This is a genomic window from Fluviirhizobium alvei (assembly GCF_030551875.1).
Taxonomy (GTDB): Bacteria; Pseudomonadota; Alphaproteobacteria; order Rhizobiales; family Rhizobiaceae; genus Rhizobium_E; species Rhizobium_E alvei.
Window position 1 is genome coordinate 36,337 of the sequence record NZ_JAUOZU010000013.1, and the last position, 22,584, is coordinate 58,920.

Consider the following 22,584-nt stretch of genomic DNA (forward strand, 5'->3'; position numbering starts at 1 on the left):
CCTTCGTTACGATGATTTGAGGTTAAACACTCCGCGTCATGCCTCCTTGATTCTGATCAATCCTTTCAAAGACCGAGCATCATTCTGACGATCGGTTCGAGCCCCTTGCCGATGGCACGGGTATTGTCCGCATCGAGATGGATGCCATCGATCGGCGTCGTCCTTGCGACCGAACCGGCATCGAAAAATCCGCATCCAAGCTCATCGGCAAGATCGGCATAGACCGAGGCCAGCATATGACTGTCCTCGATCCGGCCGGCGAACATCGGCCCGAGGAACGGATGATCGGTTTCCGAGATCGGCGGCGGCGACACGATCAGGATTTCCGGCGTTTCCGTTTCCATCGGCCAGGCATGGTGACGGATGATCTCCACCAGCCGCTCGATGCCGCGACCGACAATCACCGCATTGTTGGCGAAGACCGGCTTCAGATCATTGGTGCCGAGCATGATGATCACGAGATCGATCGGCGCATGGGTCGAAAGCACCGTCGGCAGAATGCGGGCGCCGTTGCGATCGGCCGCACTCATATGATCGTCATAGACCGTCGTGCGGCCATTCAGCCCTTCGGCAATGACCCGGACCCCATGGCCGAGCGCTTTCTGCAGCACCGATGGCCAGCGGTTCTCATGGGCGTGGCGGGTTCCGTTTTCCGCATCCACGCCCCACGTCAGGCTATCGCCGTAGCAGAGGATCGTTTTCATCAGATTCGGCCCTCGATATAGTGGCATTTCAGCCCTGAAATCTGTTCGAACCGGTGAGCAAGATCTGGCTTAAGCCGAGGCCAATTCCAGAAAGTCACCTTGTGGCGACCAACTACAAGCGCGTCACTGAAATCCCAATCCGACAGCTTCGTCTCCCTCGAACAGGCAGGGCACGAAAGCAGATCAATGCCCTCATTGTCAAAACGATCGAGCGCAGCAGAGACTGCCTCGAAGTTCTCGCTCTCAGCATCAATGACAGTGTTGCAATGCGGGCAGCGACACTCCGCAAGATCGGACGACACTTCCACAATCCGTCCTGAACGAAATGTCACCCCGTTCACATCCAGTTCGCGCCAGCGATCGATGTCCTGAGTGTACAGTTTTTCCGCTTGCGACCCCGGCATATGGCCTTCACCTTCAAGACTGTTGTCTCTTGTCTTGTCCAGGATGATCTGTTCGGCAATCAGGTAAGCAGGAATGCGCCTGAAATCGGCTGACAAATCACCGTTTGCGGGATCGGCAAAGACGTAGGATTGGAAGTTATCGGACATGAGCCAACTCCCACCCGGATCGGGAGCAAACTCCGCTCGACTGATGCGAGATGCCTTTCAGCATTCAAACGTTCCTAATGCCACGTAAGATTGCCACACCGCAGTGAAGCGACAAATGCTAGGAATGGTCAGGAGCAGGGATTACTCCTGCTCCCTGTCCTGCTCACACCAGCATGCCCATCGGGTTCTGGATATGCTTCTGGAACGCGGCGGCGAGTTCGGCACCGAGGGCGCCGTCGATCACGCGGTGATCGAAGGCGAAGGTAACGGTCATCACGGTCGCGATCTTGATCTCGCCATTCTTGACCACCGGCTTTTCGACCCCGGCACCGACCGAGAGAATCGAGGCATGCGGCGGGTTGATGATCGAGGTGAAGTTCGACACACCGAACATGCCAAGGTTTGAAACCGCCGTCGTGCCGCCCTGATATTCGTCGGGCTTCAGCTTCTTGTCGCGGGCACGGCGGGCCAGATCCTTCATCTCGTTGGAGATGGTCGAGAGCGTCTTGGCTTCCGCCTTGCGGATGATCGGGGTGATAAGACCATCCGGGATAGCCACGGCCACGCCGACATCGGAATGCTTGTGCTTGATGCGGGCCGTCGAGGTCCAGGATGCATTGGCCATCGGCACATCGCGAAGCGCAAGCGCCATCGCCTTGATGATGAAATCGTTGACCGAAAGCTTGTAGGCCGGAACCTCGCCCTTCTCCGTCTTGATCATCGGCGTTGCGCGGTTGATCTCGGCGCGCAGCTTCATCAGCGCATCGAGTTCGCAATCCATCGACACGAAATAGGACGGCACCGTCTGGTGGGATTCCGTCAGGCGCGAGGCAATGGTCTTGCGCATGCCGTCATGCGGAATGACCTCGTAAGAGCCTTCCTCGAACAGTTTCAGAACCGCATCGTCGGACATAGCCTTGACGGCGGGCGCTGCGGCAGCGGCCGAAGCTACGGATGCCGGTGCGACCGCAACAGGCGCAGCCTTGCTGGTTCCGCTGGCGACAGCCTTCTCGATATCCGACTTCACGATGCGGCCATGCGGACCGGAGCCCGAAATGGCAGCAATATCGAGGCCGGCTTCCTTGGCCAGCCGGCGCGCCAGCGGCGAGGAGAACGGACGATTGCCATGGGAAACAGCGGGGGCTGCAGCCGGGGCCGCTGCGGGAGCGGCAACGGGTGCTGCGACCTGTGGGGCAGCTTCCGCCTTCGGCGCTTCCTTGGCGGCGGCTGCGGGAGCAGCACCGCCTGCAGACGCTGCGGCGGCTGCATCTTCACCCTCGGCGGCCAGAACCGCAATCACGGTATTGACCTTGACGCCTTCGGTGCCGGCCGGGACAAGGATTTTCGCGACCGTTCCTTCATCGACGGCTTCGACTTCCATCGTCGCCTTGTCGGTTTCGATCTCGGCAATCACATCGCCGGACTTGATCGTGTCGCCTTCCTTCACGAGCCACTTGGAGAGGTTGCCCTCTTCCATCGTGGGCGAAAGGGCCGGCATGGTAATGTTGATGGGCATGACCTTGCCTCCCTCTTACTTGTAGCAGACGGCTTTGACGGCATCGACGACTTCGCCGACATTCGGCAGAGCCAGCTTTTCGAGATTGGCGGCATAGGGCATCGGAACGTCCTTGCCTGCAATCGTCATCACCGGCGCATCGAGATAGTCGAAGGCCTCGCGGCTGACGCGGTTGGCAATGAAATCGCCGACCGAATTCTGAGGATAGCCCTCTTCCACCGTCACCAGGCGACCGGTCTTCTTCACCGATTCGATGATCGTCGGCAGGTCCATCGGACGAATGGTGCGCAGGTCGATCAGTTCGACATCAATGCCCATCGCTTCAAGCTCGGCGACGGCCTTGACCGCGTAGGTCATGCCAATGCCGAAGGAGACCATGGTGACATCCTTGCCCGCACGATGAATGCGCGCCTTGCCGATCGGCAGAACGAAATTGTCGAGCTTCGGAACGTCGAAGGTCTGGCCGTAGAGGATTTCGTTTTCGAGGAACACGACCGGGTTCGGATCGCGGATCGCGGCCTTCAGAAGGCCCTTCGCATCGGCTGCCGTATAAGGCATCACGACCTTGAGACCCGGAATATGGCTGTACCAGGCGGCGTAACATTGCGAATGCTGGGCGGCAACGCGGGCCGCCGCACCGTTCGGACCACGGAACACCATCGGTGCGCCCATCTGGCCGCCCGACATATAGAGCGTCTTGGCGGCCGAGTTGATGATCTGGTCGATCGCCTGCATCGAGAAATTGAAGGTCATGAATTCGACGATCGGCTTCAGGCCCGCCATGGCGGCACCGACGCCGACGCCGGCGAAACCATGTTCGGTGATCGGCGTGTCGATGACGCGCTTGGGGCCGAATTCCTGGAGCAGACCCTGGGTAACCTTGTAGGCGCCCTGATATTCGGCGACTTCCTCACCCATGACGAACACGTCGGGATCGGCGCGCATTTCCTCGGCCATGGCATCGCGTAGCGCTTCGCGCACCGTCATCTGCACCATCTCGGTGCCGGCCGGGATTGCCGGATCAGTGACGGTTTCAGCCTTGGGTGCGGCCGGAACGGGCGCAGCAGCAGCAGCTGGCTCGGCTTTGGTCGGAGCGTCTTCCACCTTGGCAGCCGCCTTCGGGGCGACGGCATCGGAAGCGCTTTCGCCTTCCTGCAGCAGCACCGCAATCGGCGTGTTGACCTTGACGTTTTCGGTGCCGGCAGCGACCAGGATCTTCCCGATCGTGCCCTCATCGACCGCTTCCACTTCCATGGTGGCCTTGTCGGTTTCAATCTCGGCGATCACGTCACCGGACTTGACCGTATCGCCCTCGCCCTTGAGCCATTTCGAAAGCGTGCCTTCTTCCATGGTCGGCGACAGCGCAGGCATCAGGATTTCTATCGGCATTGGTTCCTCACCCGTATCGTCGGGACCGCCGGGCGATCCCAAATTGGTTGACTGGCTGAGCGGCGCTGGACCGGTCGTCCGCTCCGCATCGAAGCATCACAGAAGAATATCGGTGTAGAGCTCGGACGCATCCGGCTCGCGATCAGCCTGCGCGAAATCGGCCGAGTCGGCGACGATATCGCGGACATCCTTGTCGATCGCTTTGAGATCGTCCTCGGTCGCCCACTTCTTTTCCAGAATGCGGGCGCGCACCTGTTCGATCGGATCGTGCTCGGAACGCATCTTCTGCACTTCATCCTTGGAACGATACTTGGCCGGGTCGGACATGGAGTGACCGCGATAACGGTAGGTCAGCATTTCCATGATGATCGGGCCCTTGCCGGAGCGGGCATGTTCGGCAGCCTCATCGGTCGCAGCCTTGACGGCGCGCACGTCCATGCCATCGACTTGGATGCCGGGAATGCCGAAGGAGGCGCCGCGCTGCGAGAAATCGGTCTGGGCCGAGGCGCGGTTAACCGCCGTACCCATCGCATAGCGGTTGTTTTCGACGATATAGATCACCGGCAGCTTCCAGAGTGCTGCCATGTTGAAGCTCTCGTAGACCTGGCCCTGGTTGGCGGCACCATCGCCGAAGAAGGCACAGGAGACATTGCCGTTGTTGCGGTAGTGGTTGGCAAAACCAAGCCCGGTTCCGAGCGACACCTGCGCACCGACGATGCCGTGACCGCCGTAGAAATTCTTCTCCTTGGAGAACATGTGCATGGAGCCGCCCTTGCCCTTCGACAGGCCACCACGACGTCCGGTCAGCTCGGCCATCACGCCGCGGGCGCTCATACCGCAGGCCAGCATATGGCCGTGATCGCGGTAACCGGTGATCAGCTGATCGCCTTCCTTGAGCGACATCATCATTCCGACGATGACAGCTTCCTGACCGATATAAAGGTGACAGAAGCCACCGATGAAGCCCATGCCATAAAGCTGGCCGGCCTTTTCCTCGAATCGGCGAATGAGAAGCATCTCGCGATAGGCCTTGAGTTCCTCGTCCTTGTCGAACTCGGAAATGGCGCCGGGCTTGAATTCACCCTTCTGCGCCTTGGTGCCTTGAGATTTGCGTGCAGGAATCGCCGCGGTCTTGCGCGTGGCCATCCGATCCTCCCTTCAGGGTTCAAATTTGCACGCAGGATAGGGGATAAAACCGCTGCCAGCAATGCCATAAATGCATGGCTAACATTACAATTAAGTACCTGTAGAATCTATATTTTCTTTGAATTAACTGAAATTAAGTTAATATGCTGCGACGCGGCACGCAACATGCTGCGGCGCACCCGCTCCGTCAATGAGTCGACCGATTTCGCCTCAATGAAAAATGACGATTTCGTCCTCGCGCGAAACGTTCAGCGAATAACGCGCCTTCTCGTCCAGCATGTCCTTTTCGAGCGAGCCGTCGCTCATCAGCTTGACCTGACGCTCGAGTTCGGTGCGCACCTTGACGAGACTGGCAAGCTCCGCCTCGCGCTCGACGCGGCGACGCTCGAATTGTTCGGTCGCTTTCAGGCCGAGGTCGCCATTGAGGGAGTGATAGCCGAAATAGGTGAAGAAGCCCGCAGCCAGCAACGGCGTCACCAGACGACCATAATGCCGCTTCTTATGTTGTTTGGTCCACATGAATACGCCTGTCACGCAATACGATTGTGACAGAATGGACGAAAAAGCTTAATCGTCCGTTGACCATAAGCCGCTGCGCCGAATGCAGCGCAAAAAGAAAAGCCGGCGCGAAGGCCGGCTTTTCGATTTGGGTCTTGAAGCAGGATCAGCCGCGCAGGATCGAGCGTCCGGCATAGGAAGCGGCCGAGCCGAGTTCCTGTTCGATGCGGATCAGCTGGTTGTACTTTGCAGTCCGGTCCGAACGGGCCAGCGACCCGGTCTTGATCTGACCGCAGTTGGTGGCAACCGCGAGATCGGCAATCGTCGAATCTTCGGTTTCGCCGGAACGGTGCGACATGACGGCGGTGTAGCGGGCCTTGTGAGCGGTCTCGACGGCGTCGAGTGTCTCGGTCAGCGAGCCGATCTGGTTGACCTTGACGAGGATCGAGTTGGCGACACCCATCTTGATACCATCGCGCAGGCGGCGGGAGTTGGTGACAAACAGATCGTCGCCTACCAGCTGGCACTTGGAACCGACGAGATCGGTCAGGATCTTCCAGCCTTCCCAATCATCTTCCGCCATGCCGTCTTCGATCGAGATGATCGGATAGCCGGCAACGAGGCTCGCGAGATATTCGGCCATTTCGCCCGACGAACGCACCTTGCCTTCGCCATGCATGTCGTACTTGCCATCCTTGAAGAATTCGGTGGAGGCGCAATCGAGCGCCAGGGCAATATCCTCGCCCGGACGATAGCCTGCCTTCTCGATCGACTTCATGATGAAGTCGAGCGCAGCCGGAGCCGAAGCGAGATTCGGTGCGAAACCGCCTTCATCGCCGACGCTGGTATTGTGACCCTGCGAGGAGAGTTCCTTCTTCAGCGTGTGGAACACTTCCGCACCCATGCGGACAGCATCCTTCAGCGTGTCGGCGCCGACCGGCATGATCATGAATTCCTGGAAGTCGATCGGGTTGTCGGCATGGGCGCCACCGTTGATGATGTTCATCATCGGCACCGGCAGAAGGCGGGCATTCACGCCGCCGACGTAACGATAGAGCGGCATGCCGGAAGCGATCGCAGCTGCCTTGGCGACAGCCAGCGACACGCCGAGAATGGCATTGGCGCCGAGGCGACCCTTGTTGTCGGTGCCATCGAGCTCGATCATCGCATTGTCGATGTCGATCTGGTCTTCGGCTTCCATGCCGGTGATGGCTTCGAAGATTTCGCCGTTGACGGCATCGACGGCCTTCTGCACGCCCTTGCCGAGGAAACGGCCACCGCCATCGCGCAGTTCGACGGCTTCATGCGCACCCGTGGAGGCGCCCGACGGAACCGCAGCGCGTCCGAGGCTGCCATCTTCGAGAAGAACATCGACCTCAACGGTCGGATTGCCACGGCTATCGAGAATTTCCCTGCCCAAAATGTCGACGATTGCGGTCATGTCCTAGTCCTTGCCTTGTTGTCTGGCCCAGCGGCCGGGGGAGATGGTTCCGGCCCTTCCCATAGCCCGTTTCTGCAAAAAAACAATGGCAGCACGGGCAATTCTCGATGACTTACGATTTCGCGATCCGGTCGAAGGCCATCAGTTTTTCAAGCAGCGCCGGCATGTCCTCAAGCCGCACCATATTGGGGCCATCGGAGGGCGCATTGTCGGGGTCCTGATGGGTCTCGACGAAGAGACCGGCAACACCGACCGCCACCGCCGCACGTGCGAGAACCGGCACCATGGAACGATCGCCGCCGGTGGATGCCCCCTGCCCGCCCGGCTGCTGAACCGAATGCGTGGCATCGAAGACGACCGGCGCGCCCATCGCCGCCATGATCGGCAGCGCCCGCATGTCCGATACCAGCGTATTGTAACCGAAAGAAGCGCCGCGCTCACAGAGCAGCACGTTGGGATTGCCGCTGTCATTGAGCTTGCCGAGCACGTTCTTCATGTCCCAGGGGGCCAGGAACTGGCCTTTCTTGACATTGACGACACGTCCGGTGCGGGCAGCAGCCACGAGAAGATCGGTCTGGCGGCAGAGGAAGGCCGGGATCTGCAGCATATCCACCACCGGAGCGACCTGCGCGCATTGCTCTTCGGTATGGATGTCGGTGATGACCGGAAAACCATATTCCTTCTTGAGATCGGCGAAGACTTCGAGCGCCTTCTCCAGCCCGATGCCGCGCTTGCCGGAAAGCGAGGTGCGATTGGCCTTGTCGAAGGAAGATTTGTAGACAAGGCCGATGCCAAGCTTGCCGCAGATTTCGGCCAGTTGGCCTGCCATCATGAAAGCGTGATCGCGGCTTTCCATCTGGCAGGGGCCGGCAATAAGCGCAAGCGGGGCCGTATTGGAGAAGGTAACGGCTTTGGTGCCCTCACCGACGGTGACGGTTGAATTGGTCTTGCTCATGTTCCTACTCCACGAATGCGAATGTTGTTGCCTGGCCCGGCCGGTGCGGAACCACGATCATTCCATCTCTTGTGTGACAATCGATCTGTCGTTCCTTAAGAAGATCTGTGGTTCGCGCCAGATCCGCCACGGTGAAAACGACCGCCCGGCCGCGTAGCCCGCGCTCATTGGCCACCATCGGCTCGCCGAAGAGGTCACCGAAGGCTGTCGGCGTCAGAATGGAAATTTCGGCATTGGCGGCTCGGATCACGGCACCATCCGGTGTACCTATCATGCTTGGCTCGCCGACGATCGCCGACAGATAACCGAAGAAATCATCCGGGCACGGTTCAATCAGGACGATGCCGCGAAGGCCGGTCACGCCATTGTCATGCTGCTCCAGCGCCGAACGATCAGCTGCGGGAACGTTGATCCTCTGGCAGGTAAAACCAAAGAACCCGGGCGAACGGAAATCATTGGCAAACGCCAGTTTGAAACTCGCAAGCGCTTCGGAACCGTCAGGAAAGCGCATCGGGCGCGAAAAGGTCAGCATATCGCCGGCAACGAGACCCTGGCGCGCGAATTCGGCATGATCCTGGTCGGCATCGCCAGTCCCCATCGCAACGGCCGAAAGCCCTTCCTCGCTGAACAGGAAACGGTAGGCGTTGTTACGCGCCACAAACTGGTTGCCCCGTCGCAGCGCATCCATGACGACATTTCGGTCCCAGACAGCGAGAGGCTCGAGATAGGTCCCATCCTTGAAGAAGATACAGGCGTTTTCGGTTCCGAACGGATGCCTGGCATCAGCCGCGATGTTGAAGCCGATCGCCGACAATCGCAGGCGAGCTTCAGAAAGATTTGTCACGGGTAGAACCAGATGATCGATTGGGCGTGCTGGCAAGAGCGTCCTCCGGAGCGGGCGACCGTCTTTCGCATGTTTGCCGCATCCTGTTCAAGTGCAGCCATCAAATGCGCCGCATTCGGCGGCATTTTGGCCGGTTTGATGGAATGGCTTGTCGTGCAAATTGAATGACAGGCCTTGATCCTGCCGAAAATTCCCGGAAAGAGAAGGCCTCTGGCCATTTGATCCTCATCTGGCATGACGGGAACCATCTGCAAGGCCGCTCCATGCTCTTCGTCGCGACCGCGATTCTCTTCTCCGCCATCGCACTGGCGCTTGTGCTCCCCGGCATCCAGCTGGCGATGCTGGGCGGCAGCCTGTTCTATCTCGCGGCCGGCATCGTTTTCGCGCTGATGGCCTATCTCGTGCTCATGCGTCGCGCCGTCACCTTGTGGATCTACGGCGCCCTGTTGCTTTGTACGCTCGCCTGGTCGCTCTGGGAGGTCGGGTTCGACTGGCCCCAGCTCGTTCCGAGGCTCGGCTTGTTTCTGCTCATGGGGCTCTGGCTTCTGCTTCCCCCCATCCGGAACGGGCTCAACTGGCCCTATCGCAATGCGATGGCGCAGCGGCGCGGTGGTCTTATACTTTCCCTCGGGCTTCTCCTGTCGGCTGGTGCGATCGCGCAAGGGGTTGCGACCCAGCAACAGCCGGTGAGCGGAAATCTGCCGACCGTCCGGCAGTTTCTCTTCCCGGAATTGGGTGGTCGCGTTCCGGAAGGTGAATGGCATGCCTATGGCCGCACCCCATACGGCCAGCGCTATTCACCGCTCGATACGATCAATACCGGCAATGTCGCGCGGCTGAAGGTTGCATGGACCTATCGGACGGGAGATCTGCCGCGATCGGGTGAAGAGGCAAAGACGAGTTTCCAGGCAACGCCGCTGATGGTGGACGAGACGCTTTTTCTCTGCACCCCGCACAGCATCGCCATCGCGCTCGATGCGGAAACCGGCAAGGAAAAGTGGCGTTTCGATCCGAAGGTCGCCCGCAATCCCAATCGGCAGGAACTGACCTGCCGCGGCGTCAGCTATTTCCGTGATCCCGGTCGCTGGATCGGCGATACCTGCGCCGCACGTATCTATCTACCGACCGCTGATGCGAGGCTCTTCGCACTCGATGCAAGGACCGGGTTGCCCTGCCCTGATTTCGGCAAACTCGGCGCCATCGATCTTGGCCAGGGCATGCTGCACAATCCGGCCGGATATTATTATTCGACCACCCCGCCGGCCGTCGCCGATGGCAAGATCATCATCGGCGGCGCGGTTGCCGACAATGAATCGATCTACGAACAGTCCGGCGTCATCCGGGCTTTCAACGTGATTACCGGCGCGCTCGAATGGAACTGGGATGCGGGCAATCCCGAAAATACCGGGCCGATCGCTCCGGACGAATATTACACCACGAACTCACCCAACAGCTGGTCGGCCTTCTCGGTCGATGAACGGCTCGGGCTCGTCTATGTGCCGATGGGCAACCAGGTGCCGGACCAGATCGGCATGGGACGCTCCGATTATGTCGAGAAATATTCCTCCGCGATCGTCGCACTCGATCTGAAAACCGGACGCGATCGCTGGGTCCGCCAGACAGTGCACCACGATCTCTGGGGCATGGATGTGCCGGCACAACCCGTCCTCATCGATCTGGCCCGGTTCGATGGCGGCATCGTTCCAGCGCTCGTCGCCCCGACCAAACAGGGCGACATCTTCGTCCTCGACCGCCGAACCGGTGAACCCATTCTGCCCGTCAGGGAAGTCAAGGCGCCATCCGGCGCCGTAGAGGGCGATTTCACCGCTCCGACACAGCCTGCGTCAGCGTTGAGTTACGATCCGCCCGTCCTTTCGGAGAGTGCGATGTGGGGTCTGTCGATATTCGACCAACTCGCCTGCCGCATTGAATTCAAGCGCCTCCGCTACGACGGTCGCTTCACGCCGCCCTCGCTCCGCGGTTCGCTGATCTATCCTGGCAATCAGGGCGTCTTCAACTGGGGTTCGGTCGCCGTGGATCCGGCGCGGCAGGTCATGTTCGGCGCCGTCAACCATCTCGCCTATACTTCGCGACTGGTGCCGCGGTCGGAAATCCCGGCCCTAGCCGAAGACGCGACCGAAGCGGCAATCGGCCTCAAGCGCAATATTGGCGCGCCCTACGGCGTTGCAATGGCGCAGTTTCTTGGGCCGCTCGGCATTCCCTGTCAGGCACCGCCCTGGGGTTTCATCACCGGAGCCGATCTGCGCACTGGCAAGATCTCCTATTTGTCGCGCAATGGCACCTTCGATCTTGAGTCACCCCTTCCGGTCGATCTTGGCATTCGGGATTTTGGCGTGCAGGGATTGGGCGGTCCGATCGTCACCCGTGGCGGGCTCGCTTTTCTTGCGACAACGAAGGATGGCTATTTCCGTGCCTTCGATCTGACCAGCGGTCGGCGTCTCTGGCAGGCGAAGCTGCCCGCGGGCGGTCAGGCGACACCGATGACCTACGCGCTGCAGGATGGGCGCCAGTTCGTGGTCATTGCGGCAGGTGGCCATGGGGAACTTGCAACAGTGCAAGGCGATCACGTGATCGCCTACAGCCTGCCTTGAAAAACACTAGTGCTGCGATCACCCTTGCAACCGGAAGCAGCTCGTGGCAGAAAACCAAGGTTCGCAAAGCACAGGAGGCGACCATGACCAAGCGTATCGAAACCCTCCACGACGTGAGCTTTTGAGGTCACGTCCAAAAGACGTAAATCTTATCCATCTGAAACGCATGTGAAAACCGGAATCCGCGAGGTTCACGGCGGCGTCGAGCTTGTCGAAAAACTTGGCCGCAACGATCCATGCCCCTGCGGTTCATGGAGGCGGTTTCAAAAACTGCTGCATGAAATCCGGGCGGCATGACGGCTCGCTTCGCGATCATTATTTTTAGAGAACGGTGATCCAGCAAAAGCCGGCTCGGCCTCTTTGCCGACCGGCATCCTTCTCCAATTCGGATCAATTGATGGATAACACACTTTTCGAAGCGCAACGCCTGCGCCTGCGCGGAATGGAACTCACCCTCATCTGGCTGGGATACAGCTCTGCCTGCTTCCTGGAATTCGGGAACCTCCGGACCAGATTTCATCGCAATGGCCGACCTTTCAGATTTCCGACAGGGGACATGAGCGTCTTCCTGTCTTGGAGTTGGCGAATAGAACATGGCAACAGGATCGTGGTGGGTAGCTGGAGCGATGATGATGACTGGCAGCCGGCTTTCGATCAGGTTACCGGCTCCCGTGTCTTGGACATCTCTCATTTCGGGCGCCTGCCGGAAATCGTGATCGAATTTTCGAACGGCTTCCGCATCCTGTCCTTCATGACCGTAGAGGAAGGGCCGGATTGGAACATCAGCAGCCTCGGACCGAATGGCGAGAAGAGCCGCTATCTCTGCTGGAAAGACGGCGCTTTCAGCGAAGTGTGCTGACCGTTTGACCAACGCTTGCAAGAGAGGGGAAAGCCATGGCATCAGGAGACCATGGCTTTCACACTTCGTCAGTTGCAATATTTCATCGCGGTCGCCGAACAGGGAACGGTCAGCGGCGCCGCACATATGCTGTCGATCTCCCAATCCTCGATCACCGAAGCGATCAAGGAGCTTGAAGGCGATCTCGGCGTCAGCCTGTTCGATCGCCATCCGCGCGGCCTGACCATTACCCATAACGGCCATAATTTTCTCAGGCATGCGACGAAAATCCTCGCCTCGGTTTCGGATGCGCGGCACGCCTTCAGCGAAACCAAGGAGGAAATGGCGGGCTCGCTCAATCTCGGCGTGACCTCGCTCGTGGCCGGCTATGTACTGTCGGATCTTCTTGCCCGCTACCGCCGCGCCCTGCCCGGCGTCGATGTGACCGCCATCGAGGACAACGGCTCCTATCTCGAACATCTTCTGATCGGCGGCGAGCTCGACATCGCGGTGATGACGATCTCCAATCTCCGTGACCGTATGGCGCTGCAGGCGGAGATCATCGAAACCTCGCCCTACAGGCTTTGGCTTCCCATGGGCCATCCGCTCGGGGCCGCCGATATCATCTCGATCAAGGACATCACCCAGGAACCGCTCATCATGCTGACGGTCGACGAGATCGAGGAAAACACCGGCAAGCTCCTCTCCGCCCTCGGCGCCAAACCGCATGTGGCTTTCCGCACCCGTTCAGTCGAAGCCGTGCGCAGTCTGGTCGCCACCGGCGCCGGCATCGCGCTTCTGCCCGATCTCGTCTATCGTCCCTGGTCGCTGGAAGGCGACAGAATCGAAAGCCGCGATGTCTCCGGCTCGCTCCCGGTCGTTCAGGTCGGCCTAGTGTGGCGCCGCGGATCGAAACTGCCAGTCGCGGCCAAGGAGTTTCTCCGCATCGCCGAAACAGCCCGTGGCGTTCGGGATCGCTGATCCGATATCGGAAAAACCGAAAGCGCGTTTCTGAATAAAGAAATTGCGAATACGCCGAAATTTTGGCTTCATGTCGGAGGGAACAATCCAACAGGGAGACGAGTGATGAAGGCCTTACTGAAATCCACCACTGCTCTACTTATGGCTGGCGCCTTTGCCGGCAATGCTGTTTCCGCCGAAATGCTCAAGGAAATCGGACCGGGTGAAGGCGAAGTTTCGATCGTCGCCTGGGCCGGCTATATCGAGCGCGGCGAAACCGACAAGAACTACGACTGGGTTACCGAATTCGAAAAGTCGACCGGCTGCAAGGTCTCGGTGAAGACCGCGGCCACGTCGGACGAAATGGTAACGCTGATGAACCAGGGCGGCTTCGACCTCGTCACTGCCTCGGGCGACGCCTCGCTGCGCCTCATCGCCGGCGGCAAGGTCCAGCCGATCAACACCGATCTTATCAAGAGCTGGTCGGCGGTCGATGATCGTCTGAAGGACGCTCCCTGGCACACAGTCGATGGCAAGCATTATGGCACGCCATACCAGTGGGGCCCGAACGTACTGATGTACAATACCAAGGTCTTCGGCGACAAGGCTCCGGACAGCTGGTCGGTCGTGTTCGAAGAACAGAACCTGCCCGATGGCAAGACCAACAAGGGCCGCGTTCAGGCCTTCGACGGTCCGATCTACATCGCCGACGGCGCGCTCTATCTGAAGTCCAAGAAGCCGGAACTAGGCATCAAGGACCCCTATGAGCTGAATGAAGACCAGTATGCCGCCGTTCTCGAACTGCTCAAGGGCCAGCGTTCGCTCGTCGGCCGTTACTGGCACGATGCCATGGTGCAGATCGACGACTTCAAGAACGAAGGCGTTGTTGCTTCGAGCTCCTGGCCGTTCCAGGTAAACCTGCTCGAAGCCGACAAGCAGCCGGTCGCCTCCGTCTTCCCGAAGGAAGGCGCGACAGGTTGGGCCGACACGACCATGCTGCATGCCGAAGCCGCTCATCCGAATTGCGCCTATATGTGGATGGAACATTCGCTCTCGCCCAAGGTGCAGGGTGATCTCGCCGCCTGGTTCGGTTCGGTTCCTTCCGTCCCGGCTGCCTGCAAGGGCAATGCGCTCCTGACCGACGAAGGCTGCGCCCACAACGGCTTCGAGAACTTCGACAAGATCAGCTTCTGGAAGACGCCGACTGCCAAATGCAGCCAGGGCACTTGCGTTCCCTATAACCGCTGGGTTTCCGACTATATCGCCGTCATGGGCGGACAGTAAGCATGATGATCGGGGGCTGGCTTGCCGGCCCCCGACCTTCCCCCGCGAACACAAGTTCCCGGGAATGACGACCGCAGGTGAAACCGGAATGGATCCCGCCATGCGCGAACGTCTCGACAACGACAGAACCAAATTGCTGATATGTGGGGTATGAGGATGGCGACTGCTGTTTCCTTTCGTGCCGTGTCGCGCCATTTCGGCGCGGTCAAGGCGGTCGACCAGGTCAATCTCGATATTGCCGAAGGCGAATTCTTTGCCATGCTCGGCCCGTCCGGTTCCGGCAAGACGACCTGCCTCAGACTGGTGGCTGGCTTCGAACAGTCGACCGGCGGCACCATCGAGATCTTTGGCGAAAGCGCCAATGGCGTTCCGCCCTGGAAACGATCGGTCAACACCGTGTTCCAGGATTATGCTCTATTTCCCCACATGAGCATTCTCGACAACGTGTCCTACGGCCTTATGGTCAAGGGCATCGACAAGCCGACCCGCCATCGCCAGGCCGAAGAAGCGCTCGAACTCGTCAAGCTCGGCGGTTACGGAAGCCGCAAGACCGGTCAGCTCTCGGGCGGCCAGCGCCAGCGCGTCGCCCTAGCCCGTGCTCTGGTCAACAAGCCGAAAGTGCTGCTACTCGATGAACCCCTCGGCGCACTCGATCTCAAGCTGCGCGAGGCGATGCAGGAAGAGCTCAAGAGCCTGCAGAAGGCGCTCGGCATCACCTTCATCTTCGTGACGCACGATCAGGGCGAAGCGCTCTCGATGGCCGATCGCGTCGCCGTCTTCAACAATGGCGGCATTGTCCAGGCGGGCTCGCCGGAAGATATCTACCAGCGCCCCAGTTCGAAATTCGTTGCCGATTTCGTCGGCTCCTCGAATGTGTTGCCGCCCGCATTGACGGAAACGCTGGGTGCCGGCAAACGTTGGGCCAGCCTGCGTCCGGAAGCGATCAGCATAGCGCCGACGGGCACCGACATGAAGCGGCTTGAAGGCACTTTGGCCAGCCGCTCGTTTCTCGGCTCCATCTACCGTATCGCCGTCGATGTCGGTTCCGCCAGGCTGCATGCCAACCTGGTACCCGGCACGACGTTGCCAGCCGATGGCGAAGCGATCTCGCTTCATTTCCCGGCCTCCGCCATCCATCTTCTGGACGATGCCGCATGACGACGCTGGCTCAACCCTCACCCAATCGAGACGGCGTGCTCTCGCGCCTGTCGGCGCTGTTCTGGCGGCGTCCGAAATTTCTGCTCGCACTCATGCTGCTGCCGCCGGTTCTCTGGCTGGGCATCATCTATATCGGGTCGCTTTTTGCCCTTCTGGCGCAGAGCTTCTTCTCGCTCGATGATTTCACCGGCCAGGTGAGATATGAACTGACGCTTTCGACCTACCGCGAATTGTTCCGGCCATCGAATTTCGACATCATTATCAGAACGGTGACGATGGCGGCGCTGGTGACGGTGGCGTCTGCCATCGTTGCCTTTCCGATCGCCTATTATGCGGCCCGCTATGCTCGCGGCAAATGGAAGGCACTCTTCTATCTTGGCGCCATGTTGCCGCTCTGGTCATCCTATCTGGTCAAGATCTATGCCTGGAAGATGATCCTCGCCAAGGAAGGCATCATTTCCTGGCTGTTTGAGAAACTGTCGCTGTCCTGGCTGCTCGATGCCTATCTCGCCCTGCCGATCGTTGGCGGCAATTCGCTATCGATCAGTTACACCGGCACCTTTCTCGTCTTCGTCTATGTCTGGCTGCCCTACATGATCCTGCCGGTTCAGGCCGCACTTGAACGGGTGCCCTCCAACCTCATCGAAGCCTCCTATGATCTCGGCGGTTCGCCGGGGCAAACCTTCCGCCATGTTCTCTTGCCGCTGGCCCTGCCAGGCATCGTCGCCGGCTCGATCTTCACCTTCTCGCTGACGCTTGGCGACTACATTATTCCGGGCATCATCGGCTCGTCGCGGCTTTTCATCGGCCAGGCCGTCTATACCCAGCAGGGTACCGCCGGCAACATTCCGCTCGCCGCCGCTTTCTCGATCGTCCCGATCGTCATCATGGCCTTCTATCTCTGGGCGGCCAAGAAAAAGGGAGCTTTCGATGCGCTCTGATCGTCTTCACGAAGCCCCTCTCGGCCTGAAGATCGCCGCCGGTCTCGGCCTTCTGTTCCTGCAACTACCGATCCTGCTCATCTTCGTCTATGCCTTCACGATCGAGGAAAAGAGCTTCAAGTGGCCGCCGCCCGGCTTCACCCTGCAATGGTTCGGTCGAGCCTGGGCGCGCCCGGATGTCTGGGAGGCTCTTTCGCTGTCGGTCCAGGTCGCGGCGATCGCAACGGCCGTAGCACTCGTGCTCGGCACGCTGGCCGCTGCGGCCGTGGCCCGGTCGAACTTCTTCGGCCGGGAATCGATCTCGCTGCTGCTGGTCCTGCCTATCGCCCTGCCCGGCATCGTCACCGGCATCGCATTGCGCTCGGCGTTCGGCATCATGGAGATCCCCTTCTCCTTCTGGACCATCGTGCTCGGTCATGCCACCTTCTGTGTCGTTGTCGTCTACAACAATGCGGTGGCGCGGTTCCGCCGCCTGTCCGGATCGCTGATCGAGGCTTCCTATGATCTCGGCGCCGACGGCTTCCAGACATTCCGTTACGTCATCCTGCCGAATATCGGCACCGCCCTGCTCGCCGGTGGCATGCTGGCCTTTGCCCTTTCGTTCGACGAAGTGATCGTGACGACCTTCACTGCCGGCCAGCAGACGACCCTGCCGATCTGGATGCTCGAAGAACTCATCCGGCCGCGCGAACGGCCGGTCACCAACGTCGTCGCCATGCTTGTGGTCGTGGTGACATTCCTGCCCATTCTGGGCGCCTATTATCTGACACGGGACGGCGCGGAGACAGCCGGATCCGGCAAGTAAGCGAGGAGAAGTGCACATGGATACCGAAATGCTCATCGGCTCGAAATTCGTGGCCGGCACCGAACAGGAAGAACTGGTTCTCAATCCCAAGACCGGTGATGTCGTCGCCAAGATACCGGAAGCCTCGACCGCACAGATCGATGCGGCTGTGGACGCGGCCGAAGCCGCCTTCTCCTCCTGGGCTGCCACGACGCCCGCCCAGCGTTCGGCCTATCTCCTCAAGATTGCCGATGCGATCGAGGCCGATGCGGTTGGCTTCGCCACGCTCGAAGCGCTCAATTGCGGCAAGCCGATCAATGCGGCCCTTAACGACGAGATTCCGGCCATTGCCGATTGCTTCCGTTTCTTTGCCGGTGCGATCCGCAACCAGCATGGTCCGGTTGCTGGCGAATATCTGCCCGGCTTTACCTCGATGATCCGCCGTGATCCGGTCGGCATCATCGGTTCGATCGCGCCGTGGAACTACCCGCTGATGATGGCGGCCTGGAAACTGGCGCCGGCGCTTGCCGGTGGCAACACCGTCGTGATCAAGCCATCCGAACAGACGCCGTTGACGACCCTGAAGCTCGCCAAGGTTCTGGCCGATGTGCTTCCGGAAGGCGTCGTCAACATCGTTCTCGGCCGTGGCGAAACGACCGGCAACTATCTGATCAACCATCCGAAGATCAACATGGTTTCGATCACGGGCGACATCGCCACCGGCAAGAAGGTGCTGACGGCCGCCTCCAAGACGGTAAAGCGCACCCATCTCGAACTCGGCGGCAAGGCTCCGGTCATCATCTATGACGATGCCGATCTCGAAGCCGTTGTCGGCGCCATCCGCACCTTCGGCTACTACAATGCCGGACAGGATTGCACCGCAGCCTGCCGCGTTTACGCGCATGAGAAGATCTACGACCGTTTCGTCGCCGATTTCTCGGCCGCCGTTTCGACGATCCGCTACAATCAGGCCGATGACACCGAAAATGAAATCGGGCCCTGCATTTCCAGGCGCCAGCGCGACCGCGTCGCTTCCTTCGTCGAACGCGCAGCCGAGCTTGGCCACATGGAAATCACCGCCGGTGGCAAGCTCGGTTCGGAAAAGGGCTTCTTCTATCAGCCGACCGTTGTCGCGGGCGCCCGCCAGGATGACGAAATCGTCCGCCGCGAGGTTTTTGGCCCGGTCGTTTCGGTCACCCGCTTCGGCGCCGATGATGACGTGATCTCCTGGGCCAATGACAGTGACTACGGCCTCGCCTCGTCGGTCTGGACCAAGGATGTCTCGCGCGCATTGCAGGCCACTGCACGGCTTCAATATGGCTGCACCTGGGTGAACACCCATTTCATGCTGACCAATGAAATGCCGCATGGCGGTCTCAAACAGTCCGGTTACGGCAAGGATATGTCGATGTATGCGCTGGAGGACTATACCGTGGTCCGCCATGTCATGATTGCCCATTAAGGCGATCACTCATCCACGAAAAGGCCCGCGGAACCTGGTCCCGCGGGCCTTTTGCTATCAAGAGACAGTGAAAGCGCCTGTCAGCTCTCGTTCTTGACCGGCTCGTCACCGTCCCATCCACCGCCGAGCGCCTGGCAGAGAACGACATAATTGACCGCCAGTTGCAATGAACTGCTCGCAAGCTGGAGTTCGGCCGAGTAGAGCGAATCCTGTGCATCCAGCACATCGGAGAACTCAGCCGAGCCAGACGTATAGAGCTGGCGGGCCAGAGCCTCTGCCTTGCGCAACTCGGAAACGGCAACCGCGAGCTTGCCATTGCGGTCCCGTTCGTATTTCAGCGCCACCAGCGCATCTTCAACCTCGCCTACGGCCGCAATCACCGTTTCACGATAGGTCAGATAGTCCTGACGCGCCGAGGACTTGGCGAGATCGACCGATGCCTTGAGAGTGCCGCGGTTGAAGATCGGCAGGTTGATCGCCGGTCCGAAGCTCCAGCTCTTTGTCGCCAGATCGCTACCGGACAGTTTAAGAGAGCCCGAAAGGCTGAGCGACGGCAGGAGATCGGCTTCGGCAACGCCGATATCAGCGACCGCGGCAGCGAGCGTCCGTTCAGCCTCGCGAATATCCGGGCGGTTCCGCAACAGATCCGCCGGCACACCTTCCGAGAAACGAACCTTGGGGCGCTTGAGCGGCTTGTACTCGGTGAAAACATTGTTGAGTTCAGCCGGCTGCTTGCCAAGAAGCAGAGCGATCTGGTTGATCGCCTGCTCGCGCGATTCCTGCAGCGACGGGATGTCCGCCGAGGTCAGTGCGGTCTGGGCGGCTGCGCGGGTCGAATCGAGCGCGCTGGCCGAACCGGCTTCCAGCTTCGCCCTTGTGATGCCAAGCGTTTCCTTCTGTACCGAAAGCGACTTACGCGAGATTGCGAGCTGCTGGCCGATCCCTTGCGCGTTGAGATAGGCCGTGACCATCGAGGCGATGATGTCGAGCCGGGCGCCGTTCAGCGCTTCCTTCTGCGCCTCGATCTTGGCGGCCTCGCGATCCGCGGTCGATTTCCCTCCCAGGAAATCGAGAGTCCATGAACCATTCAGGCCGGCAGATTTTGAGGAGGTGTTGGTCGTCTTGCCATTCACCCTGGTTCCGGACCGCGTGTCGGAATAACTCGCCGTGATGCTCGGATAATAGGCTCCTTTCGACACCTTGGCGGATAGGCGAGCCGCCCGCACGCGCTCACGCGCCAGCTCGACAGTCAGATTTTGGGCCAGAGCTTCCTCTACCAGACGGTTGAGATTGGCATCGCCGAAATTGGCCCACCATTGTGTGGAAGGTGCAATGGTTGTGCCCGGCTTACGGGTCGCCTGCTTGAAATTCGGTGTGACAGCGACCTCGGGACCCGGCTGAAACCCGGATGTTGCTGAACAGGAGCCGAGAATGCTCGCACAGAGCAGTAGGGCAATTGTGTTTCTCATCAGTCAGAACCAGCTTTCATGGCTTCTCGGACTCAGTACAGATACGCTACCCCTTCGAGGCCATTGCGCATCGCTCAAGATTTCACGGCATCTGTCATTCGTTTCGGAACGACAGAATCCTCCCAGCCGGAACCACACATAGAACCCGCATTGCCCTCCAGTTCAACCGTGTTTACAAAAATTTACCCATGGATCGGCAACTACCCAAAGATAAAATCACCGCGATCCAGATCGGCCTTGGAAACGTCGAGAAGACGGATCGAAACCTCGCCAGCCGTGATGACGAGATCATCACCCTTGACTGTCAGATGATCGGCCTTGAGATCGGTAAGGTCGGTGATCGCCGCAAGGGCGCTGAGATCGATGCGGTCATGCACTGATCCGACCGCATCGAAGTCGGTGATCGTATCGCGACCCGAGCGAGCATTGAAAACGAAAACATCCTCGCCGGTTCCACCGGTAAGCCGGTCCGAACCAAGCCCACCATTGAGATGGTCGTTATCTGCACCACCGTCCAAATGATCGCCGCCGACACCGCCATAGAACGTATCGTTGCCAGCGCCACCAAACAGTTTATCGGCGCCATCGCCAGCCGTTGACCCCGGCGTCAACCGCCAGATCGCCCCTGACAATCCGACGGCATAGAGATTGCCGTCACTGTCGGAGCCGAAGGAGGAAATATTCGAAAGATCCGCGCCGCGAATCTGCGCCGTCCGGTTGACTTCCTGAACCGCTTCGCCACTGACGACCTTCAACGAATAGAGACGGTTCTGGACAAAATCGGCATAGATATAGGCACCCTGCATCCCACCCGCATCTCCCCGGTAGACAATGCCGCCGGTGATCGAGGCGTTGTCTCCATCATGCGGATAGACATGGATCGGATCGGTGAATTTCGAAGGATCGGCAACTGAGCCTTCGTAAGCAACGTAACCTTCACGCTCGTTCCAGCCGAAGTTCAGTCCGCCCTTGGTCCCGGCCTTGATATAGTTCACCTCTTCCCAGGCGCTTTGACCGACGTCCCCGATATAGAAATCACCGGTCGCTTCATCAAAGGAAAGGCGCCAGGGGTTGCGGACCCCGAGCGCCCAGATTTCGTCGGCGCCAGCCTTGCCAACGAACGGGTTATCCTCGGGAATCGCATAGCTGCGGCCGGCCTGCCCGGGGAAATCGTCGCCATTGATATCCAGACGCAGGATCTTTCCGAGCAGTGAGTTGCGATCCTGCGCATTGCCCTCCGGATCGCCACCACCGCCACCATCCCCGGTGCCAAGATAGAGGTAACCATCCGGACCAAATCGCATCGAGCCGCCATTGTGATTCTTCGCCAATGTGTGCGGAATTGTGATGATGGTGCTTACCGGATCCGGATCGGCATGGCGACGATCTCCGTCGGCACGTGAATATTCTCTAACCTCGATCGCGCCGTCGGCATTGGTCATGTAAACGAAGAAACGGCCATTCTGCTTGTAGTCGGGATGGAAGGCGATTCCGAGCGCACCGCGTTCACCGCCGTCGCCGATCTCATCGTCGGGAATGTCGAGGAAAGTGGATCGGGCACCCGTTTCGAGATTGATGCGATAGACCTTGCCGTCATCCTTGGACAAGGCGAAGAGGAAGCCCGGATCGCCCGGCGCCGACACGGCCTCGACCGCACCATAACCAATATTGGCAACTTCGTCGGCGAGGATGAAGCCATTGCTGTCTTTCCTGTCGCCAGCCGAGTGACCATAGAGGATATCGTTGCCAAGGCCGCCGGAGAGTTTGTCGTTGCCGTCGCCGCCGGAGAGAACATCGTTTTGTCCCTGTGCGAACAAATGCTCGTTCGCGCCGGGTCCGAACTTCGGATCAAGCCCGGTTGCGGTTTCGAACTGCTCCGGAATCGCGCTCTTCTTGCGTGCCATGAGACCCTCCCAAAGGTAAGGAAGGGATCATCCTGCATTCTTTAGACATTTGGAAGACAACCGACTGCCAACAGTCTCCGAATTCATTGGATAATGTTCACAAGAGCAAATGCATTCTTCCATTGAGT

The 22,584-nt window shown here is 59.5% G+C and carries 21 protein-coding genes; 9 read left to right on the forward strand and 12 right to left on the reverse strand.

What is annotated here, in order from left to right; all coding sequences use genetic code 11:
* Positions 1–65: 65 nt before the first annotated feature.
* The 10 genes from Q4481_RS17205 to Q4481_RS17250 form a co-directional block, all read right to left on the reverse strand.
* On the reverse strand, positions 66–704 hold the full coding sequence (locus tag Q4481_RS17205; RefSeq protein ID WP_304377638.1) for an SGNH/GDSL hydrolase family protein: 639 nt from the start codon (positions 702–704) through the stop codon (positions 66–68).
* On the reverse strand, positions 704–1,255 hold the full coding sequence (locus tag Q4481_RS17210; protein ID WP_304377639.1) for a hypothetical protein: 552 nt from the start codon (positions 1,253–1,255) through the stop codon (positions 704–706). The genes Q4481_RS17205 and Q4481_RS17210 overlap by 1 nt, the downstream gene beginning before the upstream one ends.
* Before the next feature lie 163 nt (positions 1,256–1,418).
* Positions 1,419–2,771: a pyruvate dehydrogenase complex dihydrolipoamide acetyltransferase gene (locus Q4481_RS17215; protein ID WP_304377640.1), complete on the reverse strand. Its 1,353-nt coding sequence runs from the start codon at positions 2,769–2,771 to the stop codon at positions 1,419–1,421.
* A 15-nt stretch (positions 2,772–2,786) separates the two neighbouring features.
* Positions 2,787–4,160: a pyruvate dehydrogenase complex E1 component subunit beta gene (locus Q4481_RS17220; protein WP_304377641.1), complete on the reverse strand. Its 1,374-nt coding sequence runs from the start codon at positions 4,158–4,160 to the stop codon at positions 2,787–2,789.
* Between the two features lie 96 nt (positions 4,161–4,256).
* Complete coding sequence (gene pdhA, locus Q4481_RS17225; RefSeq protein WP_304377642.1) at positions 4,257–5,306, reverse strand: pyruvate dehydrogenase (acetyl-transferring) E1 component subunit alpha; 1,050 nt, start codon at positions 5,304–5,306, stop codon at positions 4,257–4,259.
* A 210-nt stretch (positions 5,307–5,516) separates the two neighbouring features.
* Positions 5,517–5,825, reverse strand: a complete 309-nt coding sequence (locus Q4481_RS17230; RefSeq protein ID WP_304377643.1) for an FtsB family cell division protein — start codon at positions 5,823–5,825, stop codon at positions 5,517–5,519.
* A 145-nt stretch (positions 5,826–5,970) separates the two neighbouring features.
* On the reverse strand, positions 5,971–7,245 hold the full coding sequence (gene eno / locus Q4481_RS17235) for a phosphopyruvate hydratase (RefSeq protein WP_304377644.1): 1,275 nt from the start codon (positions 7,243–7,245) through the stop codon (positions 5,971–5,973).
* Between the two features lie 112 nt (positions 7,246–7,357).
* Entirely contained in the window at positions 7,358–8,200 is an 843-nt protein-coding gene (kdsA, locus tag Q4481_RS17240) for a 3-deoxy-8-phosphooctulonate synthase (protein WP_304377645.1), read from the reverse strand.
* 4 nt (positions 8,201–8,204) lie between these two features.
* Positions 8,205–9,044, reverse strand: a complete 840-nt coding sequence (locus Q4481_RS17245; protein ID WP_304377646.1) for a VOC family protein — start codon at positions 9,042–9,044, stop codon at positions 8,205–8,207.
* Entirely contained in the window at positions 9,041–9,298 is a 258-nt protein-coding gene (locus tag Q4481_RS17250) for a hypothetical protein (RefSeq protein ID WP_304377647.1), read from the reverse strand. The genes Q4481_RS17245 and Q4481_RS17250 overlap by 4 nt, the downstream gene beginning before the upstream one ends.
* A gap of 9 nt (positions 9,299–9,307) precedes the next feature.
* Between Q4481_RS17250 and Q4481_RS17255 the strand changes: the two genes are divergently transcribed.
* The 9 genes from Q4481_RS17255 to Q4481_RS17295 all read left to right on the forward strand — a co-directional run bounded on the left by Q4481_RS17255 (position 9,308) and on the right by Q4481_RS17295 (position 19,083).
* Entirely contained in the window at positions 9,308–11,656 is a 2,349-nt protein-coding gene (locus tag Q4481_RS17255) for a membrane-bound PQQ-dependent dehydrogenase, glucose/quinate/shikimate family (protein WP_304377648.1), read from the forward strand.
* Positions 11,657–11,824: 168 nt separating this feature from the next.
* Positions 11,825–11,953 (forward strand): SEC-C metal-binding domain-containing protein, encoded by a 129-nt coding sequence (locus tag Q4481_RS17260; protein ID WP_304377649.1) that lies wholly within the window; start codon positions 11,825–11,827, stop codon positions 11,951–11,953.
* 100 nt (positions 11,954–12,053) lie between these two features.
* On the forward strand, positions 12,054–12,515 hold the full coding sequence (locus Q4481_RS17265) for a hypothetical protein (RefSeq protein ID WP_304377650.1): 462 nt from the start codon (positions 12,054–12,056) through the stop codon (positions 12,513–12,515).
* A 51-nt stretch (positions 12,516–12,566) separates the two neighbouring features.
* Positions 12,567–13,475, forward strand: coding sequence for a LysR family transcriptional regulator (locus tag Q4481_RS17270; RefSeq protein ID WP_304377651.1), 909 nt, complete (start codon positions 12,567–12,569; stop codon positions 13,473–13,475).
* A gap of 105 nt (positions 13,476–13,580) precedes the next feature.
* Positions 13,581–14,738 (forward strand): ABC transporter substrate-binding protein, encoded by a 1,158-nt coding sequence (locus tag Q4481_RS17275; RefSeq protein ID WP_304377652.1) that lies wholly within the window; start codon positions 13,581–13,583, stop codon positions 14,736–14,738.
* Positions 14,739–14,894: 156 nt separating this feature from the next.
* Positions 14,895–15,896 (forward strand): ABC transporter ATP-binding protein, encoded by a 1,002-nt coding sequence (locus Q4481_RS17280; protein ID WP_304377653.1) that lies wholly within the window; start codon positions 14,895–14,897, stop codon positions 15,894–15,896.
* Positions 15,893–16,837, forward strand: coding sequence for an ABC transporter permease (locus Q4481_RS17285; RefSeq protein ID WP_304377654.1), 945 nt, complete (start codon positions 15,893–15,895; stop codon positions 16,835–16,837). Before Q4481_RS17280 ends, Q4481_RS17285 begins: the two co-directional genes overlap by 4 nt.
* On the forward strand, positions 16,827–17,642 hold the full coding sequence (locus Q4481_RS17290) for an ABC transporter permease (RefSeq protein WP_304377655.1): 816 nt from the start codon (positions 16,827–16,829) through the stop codon (positions 17,640–17,642). Before Q4481_RS17285 ends, Q4481_RS17290 begins: the two co-directional genes overlap by 11 nt.
* Positions 17,643–17,658: 16 nt before the next feature.
* Complete coding sequence (locus Q4481_RS17295; RefSeq protein WP_304377656.1) at positions 17,659–19,083, forward strand: gamma-aminobutyraldehyde dehydrogenase; 1,425 nt, start codon at positions 17,659–17,661, stop codon at positions 19,081–19,083.
* 80 nt (positions 19,084–19,163) lie between these two features.
* On the opposite strand, the gene Q4481_RS17300 is transcribed toward Q4481_RS17295, so the two are convergent.
* Both Q4481_RS17300 and Q4481_RS17305 read right to left on the reverse strand, forming a co-directional pair.
* Positions 19,164–20,552 carry an efflux transporter outer membrane subunit gene (locus Q4481_RS17300; RefSeq protein WP_304377657.1) on the reverse strand — a complete coding sequence of 463 codons (1,389 nt, stop codon included), beginning with the start codon at positions 20,550–20,552 and terminating at the stop codon, positions 19,164–19,166.
* A 200-nt stretch (positions 20,553–20,752) separates the two neighbouring features.
* On the reverse strand, positions 20,753–22,456 hold the full coding sequence (locus Q4481_RS17305) for a PQQ-dependent sugar dehydrogenase (protein ID WP_304377658.1): 1,704 nt from the start codon (positions 22,454–22,456) through the stop codon (positions 20,753–20,755).
* Positions 22,457–22,584: the final 128 nt, after the last annotated feature.

Coding starts and splice junctions, on each gene's coding strand:
- Q4481_RS17205 (WP_304377638.1), bottom strand. CDS start 704: ATGAAAACGATCCTCTGCTACGGCGATAGCCTGACGTGGGGCGTGGAT.
- Q4481_RS17210 (WP_304377639.1), bottom strand. CDS start 1,255: ATGTCCGATAACTTCCAATCCTACGTCTTTGCCGATCCCGCAAACGGT.
- Q4481_RS17215 (WP_304377640.1), bottom strand. CDS start 2,771: ATGCCCATCAACATTACCATGCCGGCCCTTTCGCCCACGATGGAAGAG.
- Q4481_RS17220 (WP_304377641.1), bottom strand. CDS start 4,160: ATGCCGATAGAAATCCTGATGCCTGCGCTGTCGCCGACCATGGAAGAA.
- pdhA (WP_304377642.1), bottom strand. CDS start 5,306: ATGGCCACGCGCAAGACCGCGGCGATTCCTGCACGCAAATCTCAAGGC.
- Q4481_RS17230 (WP_304377643.1), bottom strand. CDS start 5,825: ATGTGGACCAAACAACATAAGAAGCGGCATTATGGTCGTCTGGTGACG.
- eno (WP_304377644.1), bottom strand. CDS start 7,245: ATGACCGCAATCGTCGACATTTTGGGCAGGGAAATTCTCGATAGCCGT.
- kdsA (WP_304377645.1), bottom strand. CDS start 8,200: ATGAGCAAGACCAATTCAACCGTCACCGTCGGTGAGGGCACCAAAGCC.
- Q4481_RS17255 (WP_304377648.1), top strand. CDS start 9,308: ATGCTCTTCGTCGCGACCGCGATTCTCTTCTCCGCCATCGCACTGGCG.
- Q4481_RS17265 (WP_304377650.1), top strand. CDS start 12,054: ATGGATAACACACTTTTCGAAGCGCAACGCCTGCGCCTGCGCGGAATG.
- Q4481_RS17270 (WP_304377651.1), top strand. CDS start 12,567: ATGGCTTTCACACTTCGTCAGTTGCAATATTTCATCGCGGTCGCCGAA.
- Q4481_RS17275 (WP_304377652.1), top strand. CDS start 13,581: ATGAAGGCCTTACTGAAATCCACCACTGCTCTACTTATGGCTGGCGCC.
- Q4481_RS17280 (WP_304377653.1), top strand. CDS start 14,895: ATGGCGACTGCTGTTTCCTTTCGTGCCGTGTCGCGCCATTTCGGCGCG.
- Q4481_RS17285 (WP_304377654.1), top strand. CDS start 15,893: ATGACGACGCTGGCTCAACCCTCACCCAATCGAGACGGCGTGCTCTCG.
- Q4481_RS17290 (WP_304377655.1), top strand. CDS start 16,827: ATGCGCTCTGATCGTCTTCACGAAGCCCCTCTCGGCCTGAAGATCGCC.
- Q4481_RS17295 (WP_304377656.1), top strand. CDS start 17,659: ATGGATACCGAAATGCTCATCGGCTCGAAATTCGTGGCCGGCACCGAA.
- Q4481_RS17300 (WP_304377657.1), bottom strand. CDS start 20,552: ATGAGAAACACAATTGCCCTACTGCTCTGTGCGAGCATTCTCGGCTCC.
- Q4481_RS17305 (WP_304377658.1), bottom strand. CDS start 22,456: ATGGCACGCAAGAAGAGCGCGATTCCGGAGCAGTTCGAAACCGCAACC.